Source organism: Silicimonas lutimaris (genome assembly GCF_047314965.1).
Lineage (GTDB): Bacteria > Pseudomonadota > Alphaproteobacteria > Rhodobacterales > Rhodobacteraceae > JAVJUV01.
On sequence record NZ_JBLBVK010000047.1, the window covers coordinates 50,541 to 68,682 of the forward strand.

Sequence of the window (18,142 nt, forward strand, 5' to 3'; positions counted from 1 at the left end):
AAGCCCGACCGCGAATTCGTCTCAACGAAGTATTCACCCATCGCCGATAGACAAACCTGGGTTTTTGAAGGCGGGAAGAGACATGTTCAAAATCTTCAGCAAGTTGAAACTGGGTAAAAAGCTGACCTTGGTTATGGCCGGGTTTGTGACGGCAAACGTGCTGACGATGAGCGCTCTCAGCTACACTTCGCTGCGCTCCGCGATCGAGGGAGAGGCTGCGGACAGGCTCGAAGGTGTCGCTCGACTGCAGGCCTTCGAATTCGAACAGGAACTCGCAAGCATCGATCGCGACCTGCATTTGCAGGCGTCGCACCCATTCGTTGCCGAAGCCCTCGCGGCCTTTGCCGGGGCATTTCGGCGTATGGAAAATCCGCTCAGCCAGTTGCAGGCTGACTACATCTCCAACAACCCCAATCCGCTCGGACAGAAAGACAAGCTCCTCAGCGTCGGGAACGGGACGGAATATGACCGCGTTCATCACCGGTTTCACGGGAAATTCGACGCGCTTCAGGATGCGATGGGCTACTACGACATCTTCCTTTTCGATATGGATGGAAACCTTGTCTACAGCGTCTTCAAGGAATTGGACTACGCCACCAATCTCATGAACGGCGAATGGGCCAAATCCGGTCTTGGCGATGTGTTTCGGGCTGCGAAGGCGCTATCCGGCAGTGATCCGACGGCGTTCATAGACTTCGCGCCTTATGCTCCGAGTGCGAATGCGCCGGCGGCTTTTGTAGGGAGGCCTGTGTTTTCCGAAGACGGAACGCAGCTCGGCGTGCTCGCCTACCAGATGCCGATCGATGTTATGAACGCTGCCGTGGGGCATGCATCAGGCATTGGATCGACCGGAGAGGCCATCGTGGTTGGCAGAGACGGCTTGTTGCGCACGGACTCTCATCTGACGGAAGAGGATGACGTGCTGAACCGACGCTTTGACGGCGTCGCACTGACGGAAGGTGCCGCCGGTCGATCGGGCATGGCGCGATATCTCAACAACGATGGGGTCGAGTTTACGGGCTATTACGCGCCTTTACAGACACTTCGAACGGGCTGGATCATCATCGTTCAGCAGGAAACCGAGGAACTCTTCGCTCAGGTGAAGCGCAATCGGGACACAATGCTGTTGGTCAGTGCTGTGGCGCTCAGCGTGGCCACTCTGGTTGCAATCGTCTTTTCCCGAAGTCTCAGCACACCTCTTCAGGGTCTCAACCTGGCCGTCGACAGGATTTCCGCAAAGGACTACGACGTCGAGATCCCGGCGAAGGCAAGGGGCGACGAGATCGGAGGGATCGCGCGAGCGCTGGACGCCTTTCGCCTTCAGCTTGCTGAATCGGATCGTACAGCTCGCGATGCGGCCTTCAAGAGCGCGGCATTCGAGTCAACCGGCGCCCCGATGCTGCTGACGGATCTCGAGCTTCAGATCGTCGGAGCCAACAATGCGTTTTTCCGTCTTGTGAATGAAAACAACGCCGATTTCGGCGTAAGTGCAAAGGAACTATCTCATGCTGATGTTCTGGGCGCCGAGCTTGCCTCGCTATCTTTTCCACCAGCGGAAATCCGTGCCGCGGTCCGTAATCACGAGAGGCTGCCAATCAAGAGAAAGCTGCCAGTTGGCAACAGCTACGTAGGTTTGCTGATAGATCTTGTTCGGGCAAAGGACGGGTCTCCGATCGGATATGTTCTGGATATGAAGAACCAGACTTTCCAGATGATGAGTGAAACCGTTCTTCAGGCCATCGATGCGCAACAAATCCGCATGGAGATGGATGTCGATGGCGCGGTGCAGTCAGCAAATGCACGGTGTTGCGAAGCAGTAGGGGAAGAGGAAGCATCTCTCCTTGGGCGGCCGGGCCGTAAGTTGATTTCCATGGAAGGAAGCGAGGAACACGACATCTGGACCGCGGCATTGGGCGGTCGCGGGACGTCTGGCCTCTTCCGCATGAAAGCTCAAAGCGGAAGCCGGATCATAGAAGGCAGTTTCAGCCCGATTCCTGATCAGGACGGGGTGGCGAAAGGGTTTCTTCTTATAGGGAATGACGTCTCCGAAGCCCAATTGGAAAAGGCCGAGGCTTCGGCTCGAGAGGCGCGGGTCGCAGCGGACATGGCTCATGTGGTCGATGCATTAAGCCACGAGTTGAAGCGCTTGTCTGGAGGGGACCTTACCGTAGAGATCGAGACGGTGTTCGCGCAGGAGTACGAACCTCTCCGCCACGATTTCAACGTTACAGTCGAACGTCTGCGCGAGACTGTGACTTTTGTGATTGAAAATGCTCAGCTGATCGGCTCCGAGGCAGGCGGGATCAACTCCGCGGTATCGGAATTGTCGCGGCGTACGGAATCCCAGGCGGCGACGTTGGAACAGACGGCCGCCGCGATGGGTGAACTCACGGCCTCGGTCGCTTCGTCATCCAAAGGTGCCGAAAACGCCGCGATCGTAGCCGAGGAAGCGCGCGCAAGTGCGGAGGCCAGCGGCGCCGTTGTCCGTGAGGCGGCGTCGGCAATGGAAGAGATCGAGTCTTCCTCTCTGGAAGTTTCGAAAATCATCGGGGTCATCGACGATATCGCCTTCCAGACGAATCTTCTGGCACTGAACGCCGGCGTCGAAGCGGCGAGGGCAGGTGAGGCTGGGAGAGGTTTCGCCGTAGTGGCTTCCGAGGTTCGCGCGCTGGCACAGCGCTGCCTCGATGCGTCGAATGAGATAACATCCTTGATCACTGTCTCGAGCGATACCGTAAAGCGCGGCGTAACACTTGTGGGGGATGTTGCATCGGCTCTGGAAAAGATCGCGACGTCAGTTGTTCAGATTTCTGACGACGTCCGTCAAATTGCCGAGGCTTCGACTGAACAATCGCACGGTCTTGGCGAAATCAACTCGGCCTTGAACAACCTGGATCAGACGACGCAGCACAATGCCGCAATGGCCGAGGAAACGACTGCGGCAACTCAGGCTCTGCTTCTCGAATCCGAACGTCTGACAGAGACTGCGGGCAAGTTCATAGTCCGGGGCAACCAGGACGGTCAGAGCCGTTTCGAACGCCAAGGCGTGACGGCCCGCGCGGCTGTATGACACTCGGAGTGGTACTAAACGGTTTTCTGGGCGAACTCTGCGGGGGGACGCTTACCGCGAACTTTCTATCGTGTGCGCGACAAGTTCTATCATGTCAGTCTGATGACGTACCTTGGCAATGTCATCGGCGGCGATCGTTATCCCCCAGTTCTCGGCCATGGCGCGATAACGGGGCTGGCGGTGCGCCAGCGCACGCGCATACGTCCAGCGTACGAAATCATCCGGGTCAACTTTTGAGGCTGGCACCTTTTTCAAGGTCAGGTACTCCGCCCAGGCGTCTTCCAGGAAGTCCTGCTGATAGCACATCGGCTTCGGTGCACGATCGAACCGGCGAACGAGTTCCTGCGTATGCGCCTCGGAACCTTCGATCCAAATCATCAGAAGATTGTGCCCAAGCGCCGACAGAACAGGATCGTTCGGGTCATGCGGATCAACGATCTCACAGATGGACCCCGAGGTGTCGCAGATGAAGTTTTCGTACCCGTAAAGCTCACTCGCTCGCCGGATGAAATGCGCGGTGTCGAGCATCGCGGCGGTTTCAGCCACGCGGTGTTGCTCCTGTCTCCGCAGGTATTCCTCCCAGGGCACGCCGCCCTTGTCGGGATCACCCGGTTTCCCCAGGTAAGTCGAAAGTGGTGCGAGATTGTTGAAGGTGATGTTCGAAACGATGTGAACCGAGTCCGACATCAGCAGTTCGCGTAGAAGCGGCACCTTCATGGCTTCGCGCTTGAAGTTGTCCGCGATATGTTCGCCCATGTAGCGGGTGCCAATGCGGTAGTCGACCGAATAGTGGAACCAGCCGCCCTCGGCCCTGAGAAGGTTGGAGATATGCGTTTTACCAAGTCCGGACATGCCGAACAGCATGATCCGTTTCGAGGGCGCTTCCCGCCACTCATCCGCGCTTCCGTAAATCATCGCGATTTGGTCTCCCGCTTGCAGCGGATGGGTTACGTTGCCGACTGCAGCGGGTCAATCGGACAATCCCTCAAAATGGAAACCTGTGGCGAAATAGGGCAGCTAATAACATGACCCCGTGCGAACGCGGGGCCCATCAGCCGTGTTTGCGCACGTTCAGAATGTATAGCCGACTTTCAGACCTACACCAACAGCGCTGTTGCCGGTGAAGTTGGCGCTGGCGGTCGTGGTCGCATTACCGATATCGATATAACTGACTCCGCCTGTGATCTTCATGTTGTCTTTGGTGTAGGACCCGCCAAGGGTAACCCCGAGAAGCCCGTCGGTGGGGCCGAGGTTTCCGGTCAAGCTACCGGTATGCTCTTCGTAGCTTACGGAGGCCGCGACCGACCATGTTTCGTTCAGGCGGCGCCCGACGCCCAGAGTGAACGTCGTGCGGTCATCCGCATAGCTGACCAGCGGCGCATTCACGGCGAGCGGGCTGGAGTAAACAGCGGGCGAAATATCGAATTCGGTCCAGTCGACCCAGCGAATTCCGCCGAAGAGCAGGGTGTCCGCGGCGATACCGGTTTGGAATTCCAGATGCAAAGACTGCGGTGTCGTGATGTTCGTCACAGAGGGCACGGGCGATGGCGTGAACCCGGTTTCCACAGTGTCCAGCTTATGATCGATTGCCGAATTGTAGGTCAGGGATACCCGCAGAGCGATGTCTGGCCGTTCGTACGCAGCCCCGACGAGATATCCTAACCGGAAGTCCCGCTCCGTAGTTGCGTTGTAGCCGCTGAAGGAAGGTACGGCGTTAACTGAAGCCTGAGCTTCAAGAGACTGCGCTCGGATGCCAGCGTAAAAGCTGACATTGGAGGGCAGGTTGTATTGCAGCATTCCGGTCAATGCGTGGGACGTCAGTTCTGCTGTTGAGCCAGCAAATGGGTAGGCAACCAGCGGATAGGAGACATTCGCGCCAAAGGGCTGGTTGTAAATAATTGCGTAAGACCACGTCTCGTTGAGGTCGGCTTTGTAGGCCGCCCCGAAGTTCAGGAATCTTTCTGTCATATCGCCGGACTGAAATGTGCCAATCGAGCCCGAAACTGAAGGATCCGCCGTGCCAAGACCGAGTTCCAGATAACGGCCTTTTTCGAAAAGCACAGCGACCGATTGGTTCGAGCGTTCGACGCCGCCGGCATACGCAACACTGGTAACCATCGACATAGCGACAGTCGAAAGCAATAGTGTCTTCATGTGGGGTCCCCTCCCTGAAAGACGAAAAAAGTTCGCGCACGTTAGTGAAACGACCACGGGAGCGTCAATTATTGACGGAGCGTTACTTTCTGGTTTTGCCGTAGCGTCACAAAAGAGACATCAACCTCGATGTCGACGTGATTCCGACCATATATTCAGGTAGTTGCCGCCAAAAATCAGGGCAGCGCCCGCGAAAACCCAGACATCCAAAGGTTCGCCATAGAACAACATTCCGACCAGGGCGATCACTGGTAGCCGCAGAAAATCCATCGGCGTGACAACTGTTGCGGGCGCGACGGCAAGCGCGTTCGTCAGACAGGTGTGCGCAACGAGGCCGGCGCATCCAATCAGCGCGACCCAGGGCCAGGCCGCGGCTGACGGCCAGGCGATGTCCCCGTCCCATCCCGTCGCAATCAACCCCATCACCGCCTGCATTGCGGTCAGCCAGAACAAAATGCCGAGGATGGTCTCCGTCCGCGTCAAAAGTTTCGTGCAAACGATAGAGCAGGCGAAGCCAAGCGCGGAAGATGCAGCCAGGGCGAGCCCCAGGGGGTCGCCGCCCGCGCCGGGGCGCGCCACCGCCAAGGCTCCCAGAAACCCCAGAACCACGGCCAGCGTCCGCACCCGCGTCAGTTTTTCTCCAAGGAAGAGAACCGCAAAGACAACGACCCAGATCGGCGAGGTGAACTCCAGAGCGAACACCTGGGCGAGCGTGATCAGGGTAAGGGAGTAGAACCAAAGGTTCTGGCCTGTGAAATGCGCAATGTTTCGTAGAAGGTGAAGCGGCAGACGATCGAAACGAACCTCGCGCAATTTGCCGGTGGAGAGACCAAAAACCAAGACGACCGCCAATCCGATGAACGAGCGGTACATCATCATTTCGAATGTATCGAGTTCCCCGCTAAGCGCACGACCTGCAACGGCCATGGATGAGAACGAGATGATTGCCCCCGTCATCCAGGCCGCGGCCAAAAGCGGCCGCGACCCTTCGGTCATTCGAGGTACTTCACGAAGTTCTCGCGAGGCACGTCACCCGCCATGGCGGCGCTTGCCGCTGCTGCGCGCACGATGTTCAGGGGCCATTTCACGGCCTCCCAAAGCAAGCCTTCGGTAAGAAGGAAGCCTGAGACGTTGTCCGCTGCCGCATTCGCGACGTTTTCGAAGCCTGCCCAGCGGAAAGATGCATTAGCGCGGGGCAGGTGATAGCGGTGGGTCACGATGATGACAGGTTTCGATTTGTCCAATTCGCTCAGATCGGCCGTGAAGAGAGCATTCTGCAAAGTGGAGTGGGACGCGTCTTCCATCAGGATCGCGTCTTCGGGCACGCCGGCGGCCAAGGCGAAGTCCCGCATGGCCTCAGCAACCGAGGGGCCGTCTGCCTGACCTGTCCCGCCAGTCACAACAATCAGCGGCGCCGCTCCGGCCTCATAAAGTTCGACGGCTCGCTTGATGCGAGCCTCGGTCTCTCCGGTTACAACGCCGGTCTTCCCGGCGTTTCCGGCCAGCGCTATGATCGCCTCGCCAGACGGCACTTCTTCCGACGGTTCGTAGAGCGCGACGTAGAGGGCCGTTCCAATCAATGCTGCCCAGATCGACAACACAACTATGGCGACAATCCAGCGAACGAGTTTCATACCAAAGTTCCTGTGCTCAATGTCCCGCTAAGGACGTGTTCAGGTTGATTTATGAAACATTAACAAAGCAACCCAAAGCGCCAAAGTGCCTCGACGTGTAAACATCAAACTGTTCACAACCCGTGGCAGATATGCTCACTGCGGCACAATTGACCCACGCTTATCGCGCTTATTCCCACTCGATCGTTCCCGGCGGCTTGGATGTGATGTCATACGTCACCCGGTTGATGCCCTTGACCTCGTTGATGATCCGCGTCGCGGTCTCGCCGAGGAACTCATGACTGAACGGATAGTAATCCGCTGTCATCCCGTCCACCGAAGTCACGGCTCGAAGTGCGCAGGCATAGTCATAGGTTCGCCCGTCCCCCATGACACCAACCGTCCGAACCGGAAGGATGGCGACGAAGGCCTGCCAGATCTCGTCGTAAAGCCCATGCTTCCGAATCTGGTCGATATAAACCGCGTCGGCCTTGCGCAGGATTTCCAGCTTCTCCCGGGTGATTTCGCCCGGGCAGCGAATCGCAAGTCCGGGGCCGGGGAAGGGGTGGCGTCCAATGAAATGATCGGGCAGGCCCAGTTCGTGGCCCAAAGCCCGCACCTCGTCCTTGAACAGTTCCCGAAGGGGCTCGACCAGCTTCAGGCCCATCTTCTCGGGCAGACCTCCGACGTTATGGTGCGACTTGATCGTCACCGAGGGTCCGCCGGAAAAACTCACGGATTCAATAACATCCGGATACAATGTTCCTTGCGCCAGAAAGGCCGCTCCCTCGATCTGGTCGGCATATTTCTGGAACACGTCGATGAAGAGTCCGCCGATGATCTTGCGTTTGGTCTCGGGGTCGCTGACGCCCTCCAGGCGGCCCAGGAACAATTCCTGCTCCTGCGCGTGGATCACGGAGAGGTTCATGTGGTCTCGGAACATGCCGACGACCTCTTCCGCCTCGTTCAGTCGCAACAGGCCGTGGTCGACGAAAACGCAGGTCAGCTGGTCGCCGATCGCCTCGTGGATAAGAGCCGCGGCGACAGAAGAATCGACACCGCCCGAAAGCGCGCAAATCACCTTGGCATCGCCGACCTGATCCCGAATCCGGGCAACTGCTTCCTCGCGGTAGGCGCCCATCGTCCAGTCGCCGCCGAATCCGGCTAGCCGAACGAAATTCTCGTAGAGCTTCGCGCCGTTCGGCGTGTGGTGTACTTCCGGGTGGAACTGCACCGCGAAGAAATTGCGCGATGTATCCGCCGTGATCGCGAAAGGCGCGCCGGGAGAAGTGCCGTAAACCTCGAATCCCGGTGCAATTTCAGCGACATGATCGCCGTGGCTCATCCAAACCTGCTCGCGACCGGCCTCATACCATCCATTCAGCAGCGGAATGTCCGCTCCGGCCGGCGTCACATAGGCGCGCCCGAACTCCGCAGTGGCGTGCTCGCCTGCTTCGACCCGACCGCCCAGATCATGCATCATGACCTGCTGACCGTAACAAATGCCGAGAATCGGCACGCCCAACTCGTACGCCGCCTTGGGCGGTCTTGGGCTGCCCTCGCGCATCACGCTGTCGGGACCGCCCGAAAAGATGATCGCCTTTGGTGCGAAATCTTTCAGGAATTCGTCGCTGACATTCTGATAGGGATGGATTTCGCAATAGACATTCAGCTCGCGAAGACGCCGGGCGATCAATTGCGTCACCTGGCTGCCGAAGTCGATGATGAGAAGACGGTCGTGCTGGGTCATGCCAGCGACATACGAGGGACCCGCAATAGGTGCAAGATGGATCGCGGCGTCGGGGCAAATGTCGGTTTCGCACCGGATCTGACGTTATTCGTCCGGGGCGTGCCGTCCCATGGTGTATTTGAAGGCAGGGACAAGGCCTTTTCGGAGCATACGGGCATGGGTGATGTAGGTGAACGTCGCAGGGCGCGAGGTGGCGGCGGTGCCGCTCGGCGGGCGGAGCGCACAGCGGTGCGCATCGAAGCGGCGCGTTTCATTGAAAGAAACATCCCGAATCTGGACATTCTGAACGCTGAGGCCATCGAGATCATCGAGACCAACGCCGACATCGTCCTTGAGGAGATCGGCGTCAATTTCGTCGAGAACCCCGCAGCGCTCAAGCTTTGGAAAGACGCCGGGGCCAGCGTCGATGGCGAACGTGTCCGGCTTCCGAAAGGTCTGGCACGCGAACTCTGCAAGACCGCCCCGTCCAGCTACATCCAGCACGCCAGAAATCCCGAGCGCAACGTCACGATCGGTGGAAACAGCCTCGTGCTTGCTCCGGTCTACGGTCCACCCTTCGTCCGCGATGTCACCGGCGGTCGCCGCTATGCGACAATGGCAGACTTCCGCACCTTCGTGAAGCTCACCTACATGTCCAAGTGGCTGCACCATTCCGGCGGTACCGTGTGCGAACCGACCGATATCGCCGTCAACAAACGGCATCTCGACATGCTGCACGCCCACATGACCCTGTCGGACAAGCCTTTCATGGGCTCGGTTACCGAACCCGAGCGGGCAGCGGACTCCGTCGAGATGTGCGAGATTCTTTTTGGCAAGGATTTCGTGGCTGAAAACACGGTGATGACGTCGCTTATCAACATAAACTCGCCGCTGACGTTCGACCGCACCATGATGGGCGCACTCGAGGTCTATGCCCGCGCAAACCAGGCAGCGATCATTTCGCCGTTCATCGTGGGCGGAGCGATGGCGCCCGTCAGCGTGGCCGGCACGCTCACCCAGGTTCTTGCCGAGGTTCTGGCAGGCGTCGCCTATTCGCAGCTTGTCCGTCCTGGCGCACCGGTCATCGCCGGCGCCTTCGTGACGTCGATCGACATGAATTCCGGGGCGCCGACCTTTGGCACTCCCGAGGCCGCGCAGATCACCTACGGCATGGGGCAACTGGCGCGCAGATTGGGTCTGCCGTACCGCTCCGCGGGTGCATTCTGCGGATCGAAACTCCCGGATGCACAGGCTGCCTACGAAAGTTCCAACAGTCTGAACATGGGGCTCTTGTCCGGCGTCAACTTCATGCTTCACGCCGCCGGATGGCTGGAAGGCGGATTGGTGGCGAGTTTCGAGAAATTCGTCATGGATGCCGATCAGCTTGGGGTGCTTCATCACCTCGCGAAGGGCGTTGATGTCTCGGAGAACGCCCAGGCGATGGATGCGATCCGCGAAGTGGGGCCGGGGGGGCATTATCTTGGGTGCGCCCACACACAGGCCAACTTCAAGGACGCGTTCTGGCGGACTGGTCTGCTCGACTACAAACCGTTCGAGACATGGGCCGACGAAGGCGAAAGAGATACCGTTGCTTTGGCGTCGGCCAAGGTCGCCCGCATGCTCGGAGAGTATCAGGCGCCGCCTATCGATCCGGGCATAGCGGAAGGGCTTGCGAGCTATGTCGCCCGCAAGAAGGCGTCTGTTCCGGACGCGTTCACCTGAACAACCGCTAGAGTGCAGATATCCGCAACAGTCGCGCTTCGAAAATAAGCGCGGCCAGGGTTTCTATATGACGCGCGGCCGAGTAGGTCGCGTCGCCGGACACGCGGTTGGAATCCAAATCTGCCTCGTGTTCGATCAACATTCTGAACGTTTCGCTGCCTGTCGAACCTGTTCCGTCCGGAAGAAGTTGCCGGAGGCTTCGTTCACGGTTGTAATCTTCAAGCCCAAGGTGCGCGGCACGAACCAATAGCCGGGGTCTCTTGAGTCTGCCGAGAATGCTGAAGGCGTCGTTCATGGTGGTCTCCTGCGGTTTTCGCCTTGCAGGGTACACAACCTATGCGGGTGTTGCGGTGCATCGCTTCAGAGCGTTCGGACGAATTTCTCAATATTTACAATTGCCCTCAATCCTCGTCCTCGCCGCAAGATTAACTGTCTGGTAACAAATACAATCTCAGGTTGCATTTGTTCATCCCATCAATTGCGGCGTTAGGAGGGAAATTGTGCTCGCCGAAACGAATGTCCAGAAGTCGTCCTCTATGCCGGATTGGGTCCCTGACGAGGCTCGCAGGTATCTCGCTCATGTCGAAGCAGGACACTCTATCAGGTCCATCGCTCGACAGGCCGGATGCCATGCCTCGACTGTTCTCAGGCAGGTGCGGCGCACAGAGCAAAGGCGTGAGGACCTGCTCGTGGACTTGGCACTTAGCCGGCTTCGGGACAAGCGCATGCCCTTCACAACTGGCACAGCATCAGAAGGGGCGACAAAGGCCATGACGATAGGCGAAACGGTTCACGAAAACTCACTTCCTGACGACCAGGAATTCCGGACGACTGCATCCCGGGTCCTTCGACGGATGAACGAGCGAGGGGCCAGTCTGGCCATTGCTCGCGACATGGAAAAAGCGGTGGTGGTCCGCGAGATGCCGGATGGAGAAACAATCCGCACTGCGATAGTCGACCGCGCTGTTGCTGAAGCCATGGCGCTCAAGGACTGGCTTACCCAAACCGGCGAAGGACGCATCGCGCGCTACCAGATCAGCGGTCCGGGCCGAATGGCGCTTCGACGCATTCTGGCGGAGGAGGAAGCGATGCGTGTCGGCATGGGCGAGGGCGCCGATCCCGCTTCCGAACAGCACCGGGACTGGGTCATGCGCCATGCCTCCGGGGACAAAAACAAGAAATACGGCATACGCTACAACGCTGCCGAGAGTCCGCTCTCGATACTGGCGCGACGCAAGGACAAGGATGGCCAGGCGTTTCTTCAGCCTGATCTTGTGGCGGCGGGCGAGCGATTGCGCGAGGACTTCGAACTTTCGCAACTCGGTCCGCGCGTGACGCAAAATTGGGAAAGGTTCCTGACCGGAGGCGCGCGCGGCGATTTCTCAGATTCGGGTTCCGGGGGTTCCGAGGCCGCAAAGGATCGGGTGTTGAAAGCGCTCAAGGATCTGGGGCCGGGCCTCGGCGATGTTGTCCTGCGATGCTGCTGCTTTCTTGAAGGTATGGAAGCGGTTGAACGGCACATGGGCTGGTCCGCCCGTTCAGGAAAAATCGTCCTCAGGATCGCGCTGATGCGCTTGAAGACACACTACGACACGGTCAGTTCCTGGTCTCCCATGATTGGCTGATCTGCCACCAGCCAGCCCTGGTATCGGACGACCGGGCCGAAAACCGGCATGGACAGTGCCACGTCGAACGTGACTCGCCCCCGATCGTCAACCGCCTCGTGCGTATTGCTCTTTGGCAAAAGGACGCGCGGGATGGGAAATCCCAGGAACCGGCCTGAGCTGACAGGATAGCTCAGGCCGGCTTCGTCCACCTTCAAATCGATGGCGAACCGAAACGGGCCGAAGCGTTCCCACATGCGCCCGGGTCGCCTCGGATCGGCGCGGAGATGGGACAGGAAGCGATGCCCGGAAAAATCCCGCGTCCAGATTTCTTCTCGGCCGTCTCGCCGCATCGTGACGAACACCGGCGTATCCTCGGCTTCGGGAGGAAAACCGAACAACCACGCGACGGTTTGGCTTACGAGATTCCTGCTTCGGATGACCTTTGCCGCTCCGTTCCAACTGCGGGTCCCCGCCACCTCATGCAGCGCCCGAACTTCCTTCGGAAGACGGAGCCATGCATCGCCCAGAATGCCCTTGAAGAGCGGCACAAAGGGCATTTCGGAGCGCTCAAAGCCAACGGCACGTTCCGGCGCCGCAGTTTCGCATTCGGTGAGGTCCAGATCGTCGAGACAGGCCCGCGCGCCAGAAGGAACTTCGCCAGCCAAGAGCTTGCGAACGATCGCGCGCCCCGGAATGGCCGGAACATGTGGGCCGTCGCCGGCCTTGGCCGTCAGTGTCCAGCAACGCTCGACGAGATCTCCGCCAAAAGTTTGCCCCCGCACCAGCACACGCATTGCTCCGATGTCGGTTCCGAAAGGCTCCAGGTACTGCGCAACCCGAAACAGGATCGGCAGGAAGGGTGAGGCCGATTTCAGCAAGCCTGAGCGAACCAGCCATGACATCGCCTCCAGCCCGCGATGCATAAGCCGCAGTTCCAACCCGGCCCGAAAACGCACGTCGTCGCAGCCAAACCGTTCTGGCATCAAGACAAGGTCAGGTGCGCCGATCGGACTTGCGAGCCGTTCAATGGATCTGCCATCCTTCAGTTCGATCCGGATTTTCTCACTTCCAAGCCAGGCACGCGCTGACGTGCGGGGAAGGGGTTTGCCAGCTTGCGCCAGGATCGCAGCCATGACCGACCGTCCCCGTGGCGCGCGGTTTCCCGGCAGGATCATGCTGTCGATCAGGTCGATCCGCGTCATGTCCGACGAAAGCGCCCGGACTGCCGCGGCAGACAGCGCCGGCACGCTCGAAACACCAGACAGAACAGACAGGCCGGCCCGCCGCGCTTCCACGTCCAATTCCGCGATTCCCGCGGTAAATGTCGCGTCGTCCGATAGGTCGAAGTAATGAGCACCCGCCGCCAGCGCAATGCGCGGCAAGGAATAGGCGCCCTTGCCGCCATAGGCCTGAAACGGGCCGGCAGCGTCGATCACGACGAACGGCCTCTTGGCGCAAAGTCGTTCAGTCACATCCTCTGCGTCGAGGTCCAGTTCGATCCAGCTGCAGCCGATGCGCTTTGCTGTCTTCTGCAGGGCCTGGGAATTGCGCCCCGCGACGACCACGTTCGGAACACCATCACGGACCAGCCCCTCGGCCAGCCGGCTTCCGAACACTCCCGCGCCGCCGATGACGACTACAGGCTTTTCCATTCCTTCCTGCATGTCAGCGAGATTAGTCCTCGCACCTCCCGAAGCGATGCGGTCAGGTGCCGCTGCCCGGACGGGTGCATTCGGCGGCGCTCCGAAACGCCGACTTTCGGGGAACGTCTCGCCGATCTGACTTCGCTCCCGCCTCGCTTGATCCGGGTCAAGGACATGACAGTTCCCTCACTTCAGACTGCGCGCATTCCAGCAAACAAAGGATTGTCCCAATGAGCGAGAACGAACAGAACGCGTCCCCGGAGCAAGGAAAAACCCGGACCTGGAAGGAAGAGATCGAGGTCAAGGGTGACGAGCTTGTCGCCCGCGTCAAGCAATTGGCGGCGGACAACAAGGTCAAGAAGATCCGCGTCGTGGAGCCTGACGGCGACATCGCGCTGGAGATCCCGCTGACATACGGCGCCATCGCTGGAGGAGCGGTTGTCATTGCCGCGCCCGTACTTGCCGTCGTCGGCGCGCTGGCCGCGCTGGTAGCCAAGGTGAAAGTCGAGATCATCAACGAAGAGCCCGAAGACAGCGCCGATCAGCCGGGATCCTGAACGGGTCTCCGCCGCAACATCGCCGTCCGGCTGCACGCGCGGTGTGGCGGCGGATGCCATCTTTCTGTTTTTGTGTTGAAGCACATCTGCGATTGTGCGTTGAGGTAAAGGTCTGCCCGTTGCCGTCCTTGCTGTTCAGGATGCCCGGCAATCACGGGCAAGGAACTCTCTGGCAAGAAGGATGACCTGAACCTCCTTTCTGGATGACACCTCGCGAGCTGAAAAATCTTTAAAACAACAGTTTGCGCCGAATGCATACCCGTCATGCCAGCCATCCTCTCCATTGGACTTTCATGCAGGAAGGCGTTACATCCGGCCCAGCAGAGGACGGAGCCGACATGAGCCCGAAAGACCTGAAAATTCCCGAACTGCGGCACCCCGAGAAGGCGCGTCGCCCGGACAACCCGCAGCCGAAAAAACCTGACTGGATCCGCGTCAAGGCTCCGACAAGTACAGGATACAAGCAGACCCGCGATATCATGCGCGAGCACAAGCTGGTCACGGTCTGTGAAGAGGCGGGCTGCCCCAACGTCGGCGAATGCTGGAGCCAGGGCCACGCCACCATGATGATCATGGGCGAGGTCTGCACGCGTGCTTGCACCTTCTGCAACATCGCCACCGGAAAGCCACCCGAGGCGCTCGACGTGTTCGAGCCGGGCCGGGTGGCCGATGCGGTCAAGAAGCTCGGGCTCAATCATGTCGTCATCACCTCGGTCGATCGCGACGATGTCGAGGACGGTGGCGCGGAGCATTTCGCCATGACAATCCGCGCGGTCCGCAAACAGTCGCCCGGAACTACGATCGAGATCCTGACACCCGATTTCTTGCGTTGCGATCCGAAGGTGCTGGAAGTTGTCGTTGACGCGAAACCGGACGTCTTCAACCACAACCTCGAAACCGTTCCGGGCCTCTACCCGGAAGTGCGCCCCGGTGCGCGCTATTTCCATTCCCTGCGACTGCTGCAGCGGGTCAAGGAACTGGACCCGACGATGTTCACCAAGTCCGGCATCATGGTTGGCCTAGGAGAGGACCGCCAGGCGGTTCTCCAGGTCATGGACGACATGCGTGCTGCCGACATCGACTTCCTCACCATCGGCCAATACCTCCAGCCCACGCCCAAGCATCACCGCGTTGATCGCTTCGTGACGCCCGAGGAATTCGCAGGATACGAGAAGGCAGCCTGGGGCAAGGGTTTCCTGATGGTCTCCGCCACGCCGCTTACGCGCTCCAGCTACCATGCGGGCGAGGACTTCGCGCGCCTGCGAGAAGCGCGTCTCAGGAAACTGAACGCCTGAGACAGATACGGTGAAGGATCGCTACGGAAACCTGCTCACCACGACTTCGCCTGACGCACGCGACGCCTATATCTCTGCCGTAGACAACTTCTTGGCGGCCGGGCCCGACACAGCCGCGGCTTTCGCGAGAGTTGTCGAACTGGATGATAGTTTCGCTCTTGGCCATGCTGGTCTTGCCCGCGCGCATCAAAGTTTCGGGTTTCGCGACAAGGCGCAGGCGGCCATCGAGGCCGCCGAGGGGCGTCTCGGTGGCGTGACCCCGCGGGAGGCCAGCCACATCGCAATGCTTGGTCTGGCCATCCGGGGGAAAGCCGAGGCGGCGCGGTTGGCCGCGATGGCACATGCCGCTGAATGGCCGTGCGACGCAATCATCACCGGGACGCTGATGGGCGTGTTCAGCCTGCTGGGATTTTCCGGCCGTCCGGGCCGCGAAATGGAAAACCTTTCATTGACTGAAAGTCTTGCGCCTCATTTTGGCGACGACTGGTGGTTCCTTGGCCAGTTGTCATTCGCGCAGTTGGAATCGGGTCTTCTCGATGCCGCTTTGCCGAACATCGACCGTGCGCTTGAGCTTCATCCGCGAAACGCCAATGCTGCCCATTACCGCGCGCATCTCTACTACGAAGTGGGCGAGACGTCGGAAGGGCTCGCATTTCTCAGCGCCTGGATGAAGGGCTATGACAGAACCGCGCTGATGCACTGCCACAATGCCTGGCATATTGCCCTCTGGGCATTGGCCAGCGGAGACGAGACCGCCATGTGGCAGGTCGTCGAACGAGATCTCCGGCCAGGGGTCTCGGTCAGCCCCTCGCTGAACATCCTGACGGACCTTGCGTCACTTTATGCGCGTGCTGAATGGGCAGGACTGGCGGTTCCGGATGGTCGCTGGGCAGAACTAAGCGCCTACGCCACACAGTCGTTTCCCACTCCGGGTGTGCAGTTCGCCGATATCCATGCGGCCTTGGCCCATGCCATGGCAGGAGATGGAGAAGCGCTGATGAAGGTCATGCGCGATGCCGCGGGACCGGCTGCCGACATCGTTCGACCGACTGCCGAGGCGTTCGGTGCCATGGCCCGTGCCGACTGGCGCTCTGCGCTGAACCTGCTCACCCCGGTTATGGCGCAACATGCCCGGTTTGGCGGAAGCCGAGCGCAGCGTGACCTCATCGAATATGCCATGGCGATTGCTCTGCTCAGATTGGGCAAGGGTGACGAAGCCGCCAGATTGCTGGCGATGCATCGACCGCGCACAGACTACCGCTCCGGGCTCCCGGACTTGCCGGAACTGTCCGCGGCCTGAAAATCTGGAACCGTTTTCTGCGAAAGTCTCGGGCCGAAAGAGCTTGAATCACTCGACTGCGGGTACCGCTTTCACATAGACCGCGATCGCAGCCCGGTCCTCCGCGGACAGTTTGGACATATTGGCGACGACCTCGGTCATCTCGCCTCCCGCGCTGTCGAACTCAGGCGTGAACCCGGTTTCAAGATAATACGCAATGTCTTCGGCGGCCCAGTCGAGCTTGCCCGGAGCGATCCCGGGAATGTTGCCCTTGCCAGACGGGTTGGGCGCACCGGCCATCCAGCGCGACGTGTCGAGTCCACCAAGCGCGTTACGCGGCGTATGGCATTCCGCGCAATGCCCCAGCGCTTCGACCAGATAACGCCCGCGCTCCAGTTGTGGATCGCTCGCATCAGTCAGAACCCAGTCCTCGTTCAGGAACAGCATCTTCCAGCCGCCGAGCGTCAGTCTGATATTGAACGGAAACCCCAGTTCGTGCGCTTCGTTTGCGCGATCTTCGGCCGGAAGCGTCTGGAGGAACGCCCAGAGATCGGCAACGTCCTGGTCGGTCATCTTGGCATAAGTCGCGTAGGGGAACGACGGATAGTAGTGCTCTCCTTCAGGCGAAGTGCCTTCCAGCAAAGCGGACGCGAATTGATCCAGAGTCCATCCCCCGATGCCGTGTGTGGCGTCCGGCGAGATGTTCGGTGCGACGAACGTTCCGAACTGTGTCACGAACCGGCGTCCGCCGGGAAGAGCGAGAGCGTCTTCGCTCCCCTCAGCCTTATGGCAAGATGCACAACCGCCGGCCCAGAATACCGTCTCCCCACGGCTTGAATCTGCCTCCAGCGACGCGAAGCGCGCCGTATCGACGGTCTTTGGGCGAGTCAGCAAAAGACCTGCGGCAACAACCGCAAGCCCCACGACGGCAAGTGCTGTGAGAAACTTTTTCATGTCTAAGGATACGCGGGGCCCGAAGGCCCCGCGACGTCATCAGTTGTTCGACTGGCGATAGTCCTTGTGGCATGCGGCGCAGGCACCACCTACCGGACCCAGCGCCGGTCCAAGAGCTTCCTGTCCGTTGCCGGCAACGGCAGCCAGGGCTGCAGCGCCCTCGCGGAGTTGCCCCGCGATCTCGCCCGCTTTGGATCCGGCCTCCCAGATTGCGGGAAGGGCGCGGGTTTCCTCGCCAAGTTCCGCGTTGGAGGTGCCGGGAGCCCAGTAGCTCATCCCGCTCATGTTCGCGAGAGCCACGAGATTGTTCGCCGCGGCCGATGCGGCATCTGCGCTGTATTCGGTCTCGCCCTTCGCCATGGCACCGAGAATTCCAAGGTTGTGGGCATAGAGCTGCATATGCGCCTTGCGCGCCTTGACAGCCGGATTTCCGCCGTGGCTGCCTGCAAAGGCAAAGCTCGCTGTGGCGGCGATGATGACAGATGCAATGATGGTGCGCTTAAAGGTCATTGGGTTCTC

At 59.7% G+C, this 18,142-nt stretch carries 15 protein-coding genes; 6 read left to right on the top strand and 9 right to left on the bottom strand.

What is annotated here, in order from left to right:
* Positions 1-82 precede the first annotated feature (82 nt).
* Positions 83-3,070 (top strand): methyl-accepting chemotaxis protein, encoded by a 2,988-nt coding sequence (locus tag ACKLNI_RS09475; protein ID WP_413718821.1) that lies wholly within the window; start codon positions 83-85, stop codon positions 3,068-3,070.
* Between the two features lie 51 nt (positions 3,071-3,121).
* Here the strand turns inward: ACKLNI_RS09475 and ACKLNI_RS09480 are convergent, their stop codons facing one another.
* From ACKLNI_RS09480 to guaA, 5 genes are all read right to left on the bottom strand, one after another.
* On the bottom strand, positions 3,122-3,985 hold the full coding sequence (locus tag ACKLNI_RS09480) for a DEAD/DEAH box helicase family protein (RefSeq protein WP_413718822.1): 864 nt from the start codon (positions 3,983-3,985) through the stop codon (positions 3,122-3,124).
* 156 nt (positions 3,986-4,141) lie between these two features.
* The gene (locus tag ACKLNI_RS09485) at positions 4,142-5,224 is read right to left on the bottom strand and encodes an OmpP1/FadL family transporter (protein ID WP_413718823.1); all 1,083 of its coding nucleotides are present in this window, start codon (positions 5,222-5,224) and stop codon (positions 4,142-4,144) included.
* A gap of 120 nt (positions 5,225-5,344) precedes the next feature.
* Positions 5,345-6,220: a DMT family transporter gene (locus tag ACKLNI_RS09490; protein WP_413718824.1), complete on the bottom strand. Its 876-nt coding sequence runs from the start codon at positions 6,218-6,220 to the stop codon at positions 5,345-5,347.
* Positions 6,217-6,858 (bottom strand): YdcF family protein, encoded by a 642-nt coding sequence (locus ACKLNI_RS09495; protein WP_413718825.1) that lies wholly within the window; start codon positions 6,856-6,858, stop codon positions 6,217-6,219. The genes ACKLNI_RS09490 and ACKLNI_RS09495 overlap by 4 nt, the downstream gene beginning before the upstream one ends.
* Positions 6,859-7,027: 169 nt before the next feature.
* Positions 7,028-8,587 (bottom strand): glutamine-hydrolyzing GMP synthase, encoded by a 1,560-nt coding sequence (gene guaA, locus ACKLNI_RS09500; protein WP_413718826.1) that lies wholly within the window; start codon positions 8,585-8,587, stop codon positions 7,028-7,030.
* A gap of 156 nt (positions 8,588-8,743) precedes the next feature.
* On the opposite strand from guaA, the gene ACKLNI_RS09505 reads away from it, so the two are divergent.
* Positions 8,744-10,288: a trimethylamine methyltransferase family protein gene (locus ACKLNI_RS09505; protein WP_413718950.1), complete on the top strand. Its 1,545-nt coding sequence runs from the start codon at positions 8,744-8,746 to the stop codon at positions 10,286-10,288.
* Positions 10,289-10,295: 7 nt separating this feature from the next.
* Here the strand turns inward: ACKLNI_RS09505 and ACKLNI_RS09510 are convergent, their stop codons facing one another.
* Positions 10,296-10,583 (bottom strand): DUF6477 family protein, encoded by a 288-nt coding sequence (locus ACKLNI_RS09510; RefSeq protein WP_413718827.1) that lies wholly within the window; start codon positions 10,581-10,583, stop codon positions 10,296-10,298.
* A gap of 205 nt (positions 10,584-10,788) precedes the next feature.
* Between ACKLNI_RS09510 and ACKLNI_RS09515 the strand changes: the two genes are divergently transcribed.
* Positions 10,789-11,913: a DUF6456 domain-containing protein gene (locus tag ACKLNI_RS09515; protein WP_413718828.1), complete on the top strand. Its 1,125-nt coding sequence runs from the start codon at positions 10,789-10,791 to the stop codon at positions 11,911-11,913.
* Here the strand turns inward: ACKLNI_RS09515 and ACKLNI_RS09520 are convergent.
* Positions 11,874-13,547, bottom strand: a complete 1,674-nt coding sequence (locus ACKLNI_RS09520) for a saccharopine dehydrogenase family protein (RefSeq protein WP_413718829.1) — start codon at positions 13,545-13,547, stop codon at positions 11,874-11,876. The two genes, ACKLNI_RS09515 and ACKLNI_RS09520, sit on opposite strands and share 40 nt — an antisense overlap.
* A 221-nt stretch (positions 13,548-13,768) precedes the next feature.
* Between ACKLNI_RS09520 and ACKLNI_RS09525 the strand changes: the two genes are divergently transcribed.
* The 3 genes from ACKLNI_RS09525 to ACKLNI_RS09535 all read left to right on the top strand — a co-directional run bounded on the left by ACKLNI_RS09525 (position 13,769) and on the right by ACKLNI_RS09535 (position 16,690).
* The gene (locus ACKLNI_RS09525; RefSeq protein WP_413718830.1) at positions 13,769-14,095 is read left to right on the top strand and encodes a DUF4342 domain-containing protein; all 327 of its coding nucleotides are present in this window, start codon (positions 13,769-13,771) and stop codon (positions 14,093-14,095) included.
* 338 nt (positions 14,096-14,433) lie between these two features.
* Complete coding sequence (gene lipA, locus ACKLNI_RS09530; protein ID WP_413718831.1) at positions 14,434-15,390, top strand: lipoyl synthase; 957 nt, start codon at positions 14,434-14,436, stop codon at positions 15,388-15,390.
* A gap of 10 nt (positions 15,391-15,400) precedes the next feature.
* On the top strand, positions 15,401-16,690 hold the full coding sequence (locus ACKLNI_RS09535) for a tetratricopeptide repeat protein (protein ID WP_413718832.1): 1,290 nt from the start codon (positions 15,401-15,403) through the stop codon (positions 16,688-16,690).
* A gap of 48 nt (positions 16,691-16,738) precedes the next feature.
* Here ACKLNI_RS09535 and ACKLNI_RS09540 read toward each other — a convergent pair whose 3' ends face one another.
* Both ACKLNI_RS09540 and ACKLNI_RS09545 read right to left on the bottom strand, forming a co-directional pair.
* Positions 16,739-17,623, bottom strand: coding sequence for a cytochrome c (locus ACKLNI_RS09540; RefSeq protein ID WP_413718833.1), 885 nt, complete (start codon positions 17,621-17,623; stop codon positions 16,739-16,741).
* A 39-nt stretch (positions 17,624-17,662) separates the two neighbouring features.
* Positions 17,663-18,133 carry a c-type cytochrome gene (locus ACKLNI_RS09545; RefSeq protein ID WP_413718834.1) on the bottom strand — a complete coding sequence of 157 codons (471 nt, stop codon included), beginning with the start codon at positions 18,131-18,133 and terminating at the stop codon, positions 17,663-17,665.
* Positions 18,134-18,142: the final 9 nt, after the last annotated feature.

Bases quoted from the DNA above. Each gene is read 5' to 3' on its own strand.
- ACKLNI_RS09475 (WP_413718821.1), top strand. From the start codon at position 83: ATGTTCAAAATCTTCAGCAAGTTGAAACTGGGTAAAAAGCTGACCTTG.
- ACKLNI_RS09480 (WP_413718822.1), bottom strand. From the start codon at position 3,985: ATGATTTACGGAAGCGCGGATGAGTGGCGGGAAGCGCCCTCGAAACGG.
- ACKLNI_RS09485 (WP_413718823.1), bottom strand. From the start codon at position 5,224: ATGAAGACACTATTGCTTTCGACTGTCGCTATGTCGATGGTTACCAGT.
- ACKLNI_RS09490 (WP_413718824.1), bottom strand. From the start codon at position 6,220: ATGACCGAAGGGTCGCGGCCGCTTTTGGCCGCGGCCTGGATGACGGGG.
- ACKLNI_RS09495 (WP_413718825.1), bottom strand. From the start codon at position 6,858: ATGAAACTCGTTCGCTGGATTGTCGCCATAGTTGTGTTGTCGATCTGG.
- guaA (WP_413718826.1), bottom strand. From the start codon at position 8,587: ATGACCCAGCACGACCGTCTTCTCATCATCGACTTCGGCAGCCAGGTG.
- ACKLNI_RS09505 (WP_413718950.1), top strand. From the start codon at position 8,744: ATGGGTGATGTAGGTGAACGTCGCAGGGCGCGAGGTGGCGGCGGTGCC.
- ACKLNI_RS09510 (WP_413718827.1), bottom strand. From the start codon at position 10,583: ATGAACGACGCCTTCAGCATTCTCGGCAGACTCAAGAGACCCCGGCTA.
- ACKLNI_RS09520 (WP_413718829.1), bottom strand. From the start codon at position 13,547: ATGGAAAAGCCTGTAGTCGTCATCGGCGGCGCGGGAGTGTTCGGAAGC.
- ACKLNI_RS09525 (WP_413718830.1), top strand. From the start codon at position 13,769: ATGAGCGAGAACGAACAGAACGCGTCCCCGGAGCAAGGAAAAACCCGG.
- lipA (WP_413718831.1), top strand. From the start codon at position 14,434: ATGAGCCCGAAAGACCTGAAAATTCCCGAACTGCGGCACCCCGAGAAG.
- ACKLNI_RS09540 (WP_413718833.1), bottom strand. From the start codon at position 17,623: ATGAAAAAGTTTCTCACAGCACTTGCCGTCGTGGGGCTTGCGGTTGTT.
- ACKLNI_RS09545 (WP_413718834.1), bottom strand. From the start codon at position 18,133: ATGACCTTTAAGCGCACCATCATTGCATCTGTCATCATCGCCGCCACA.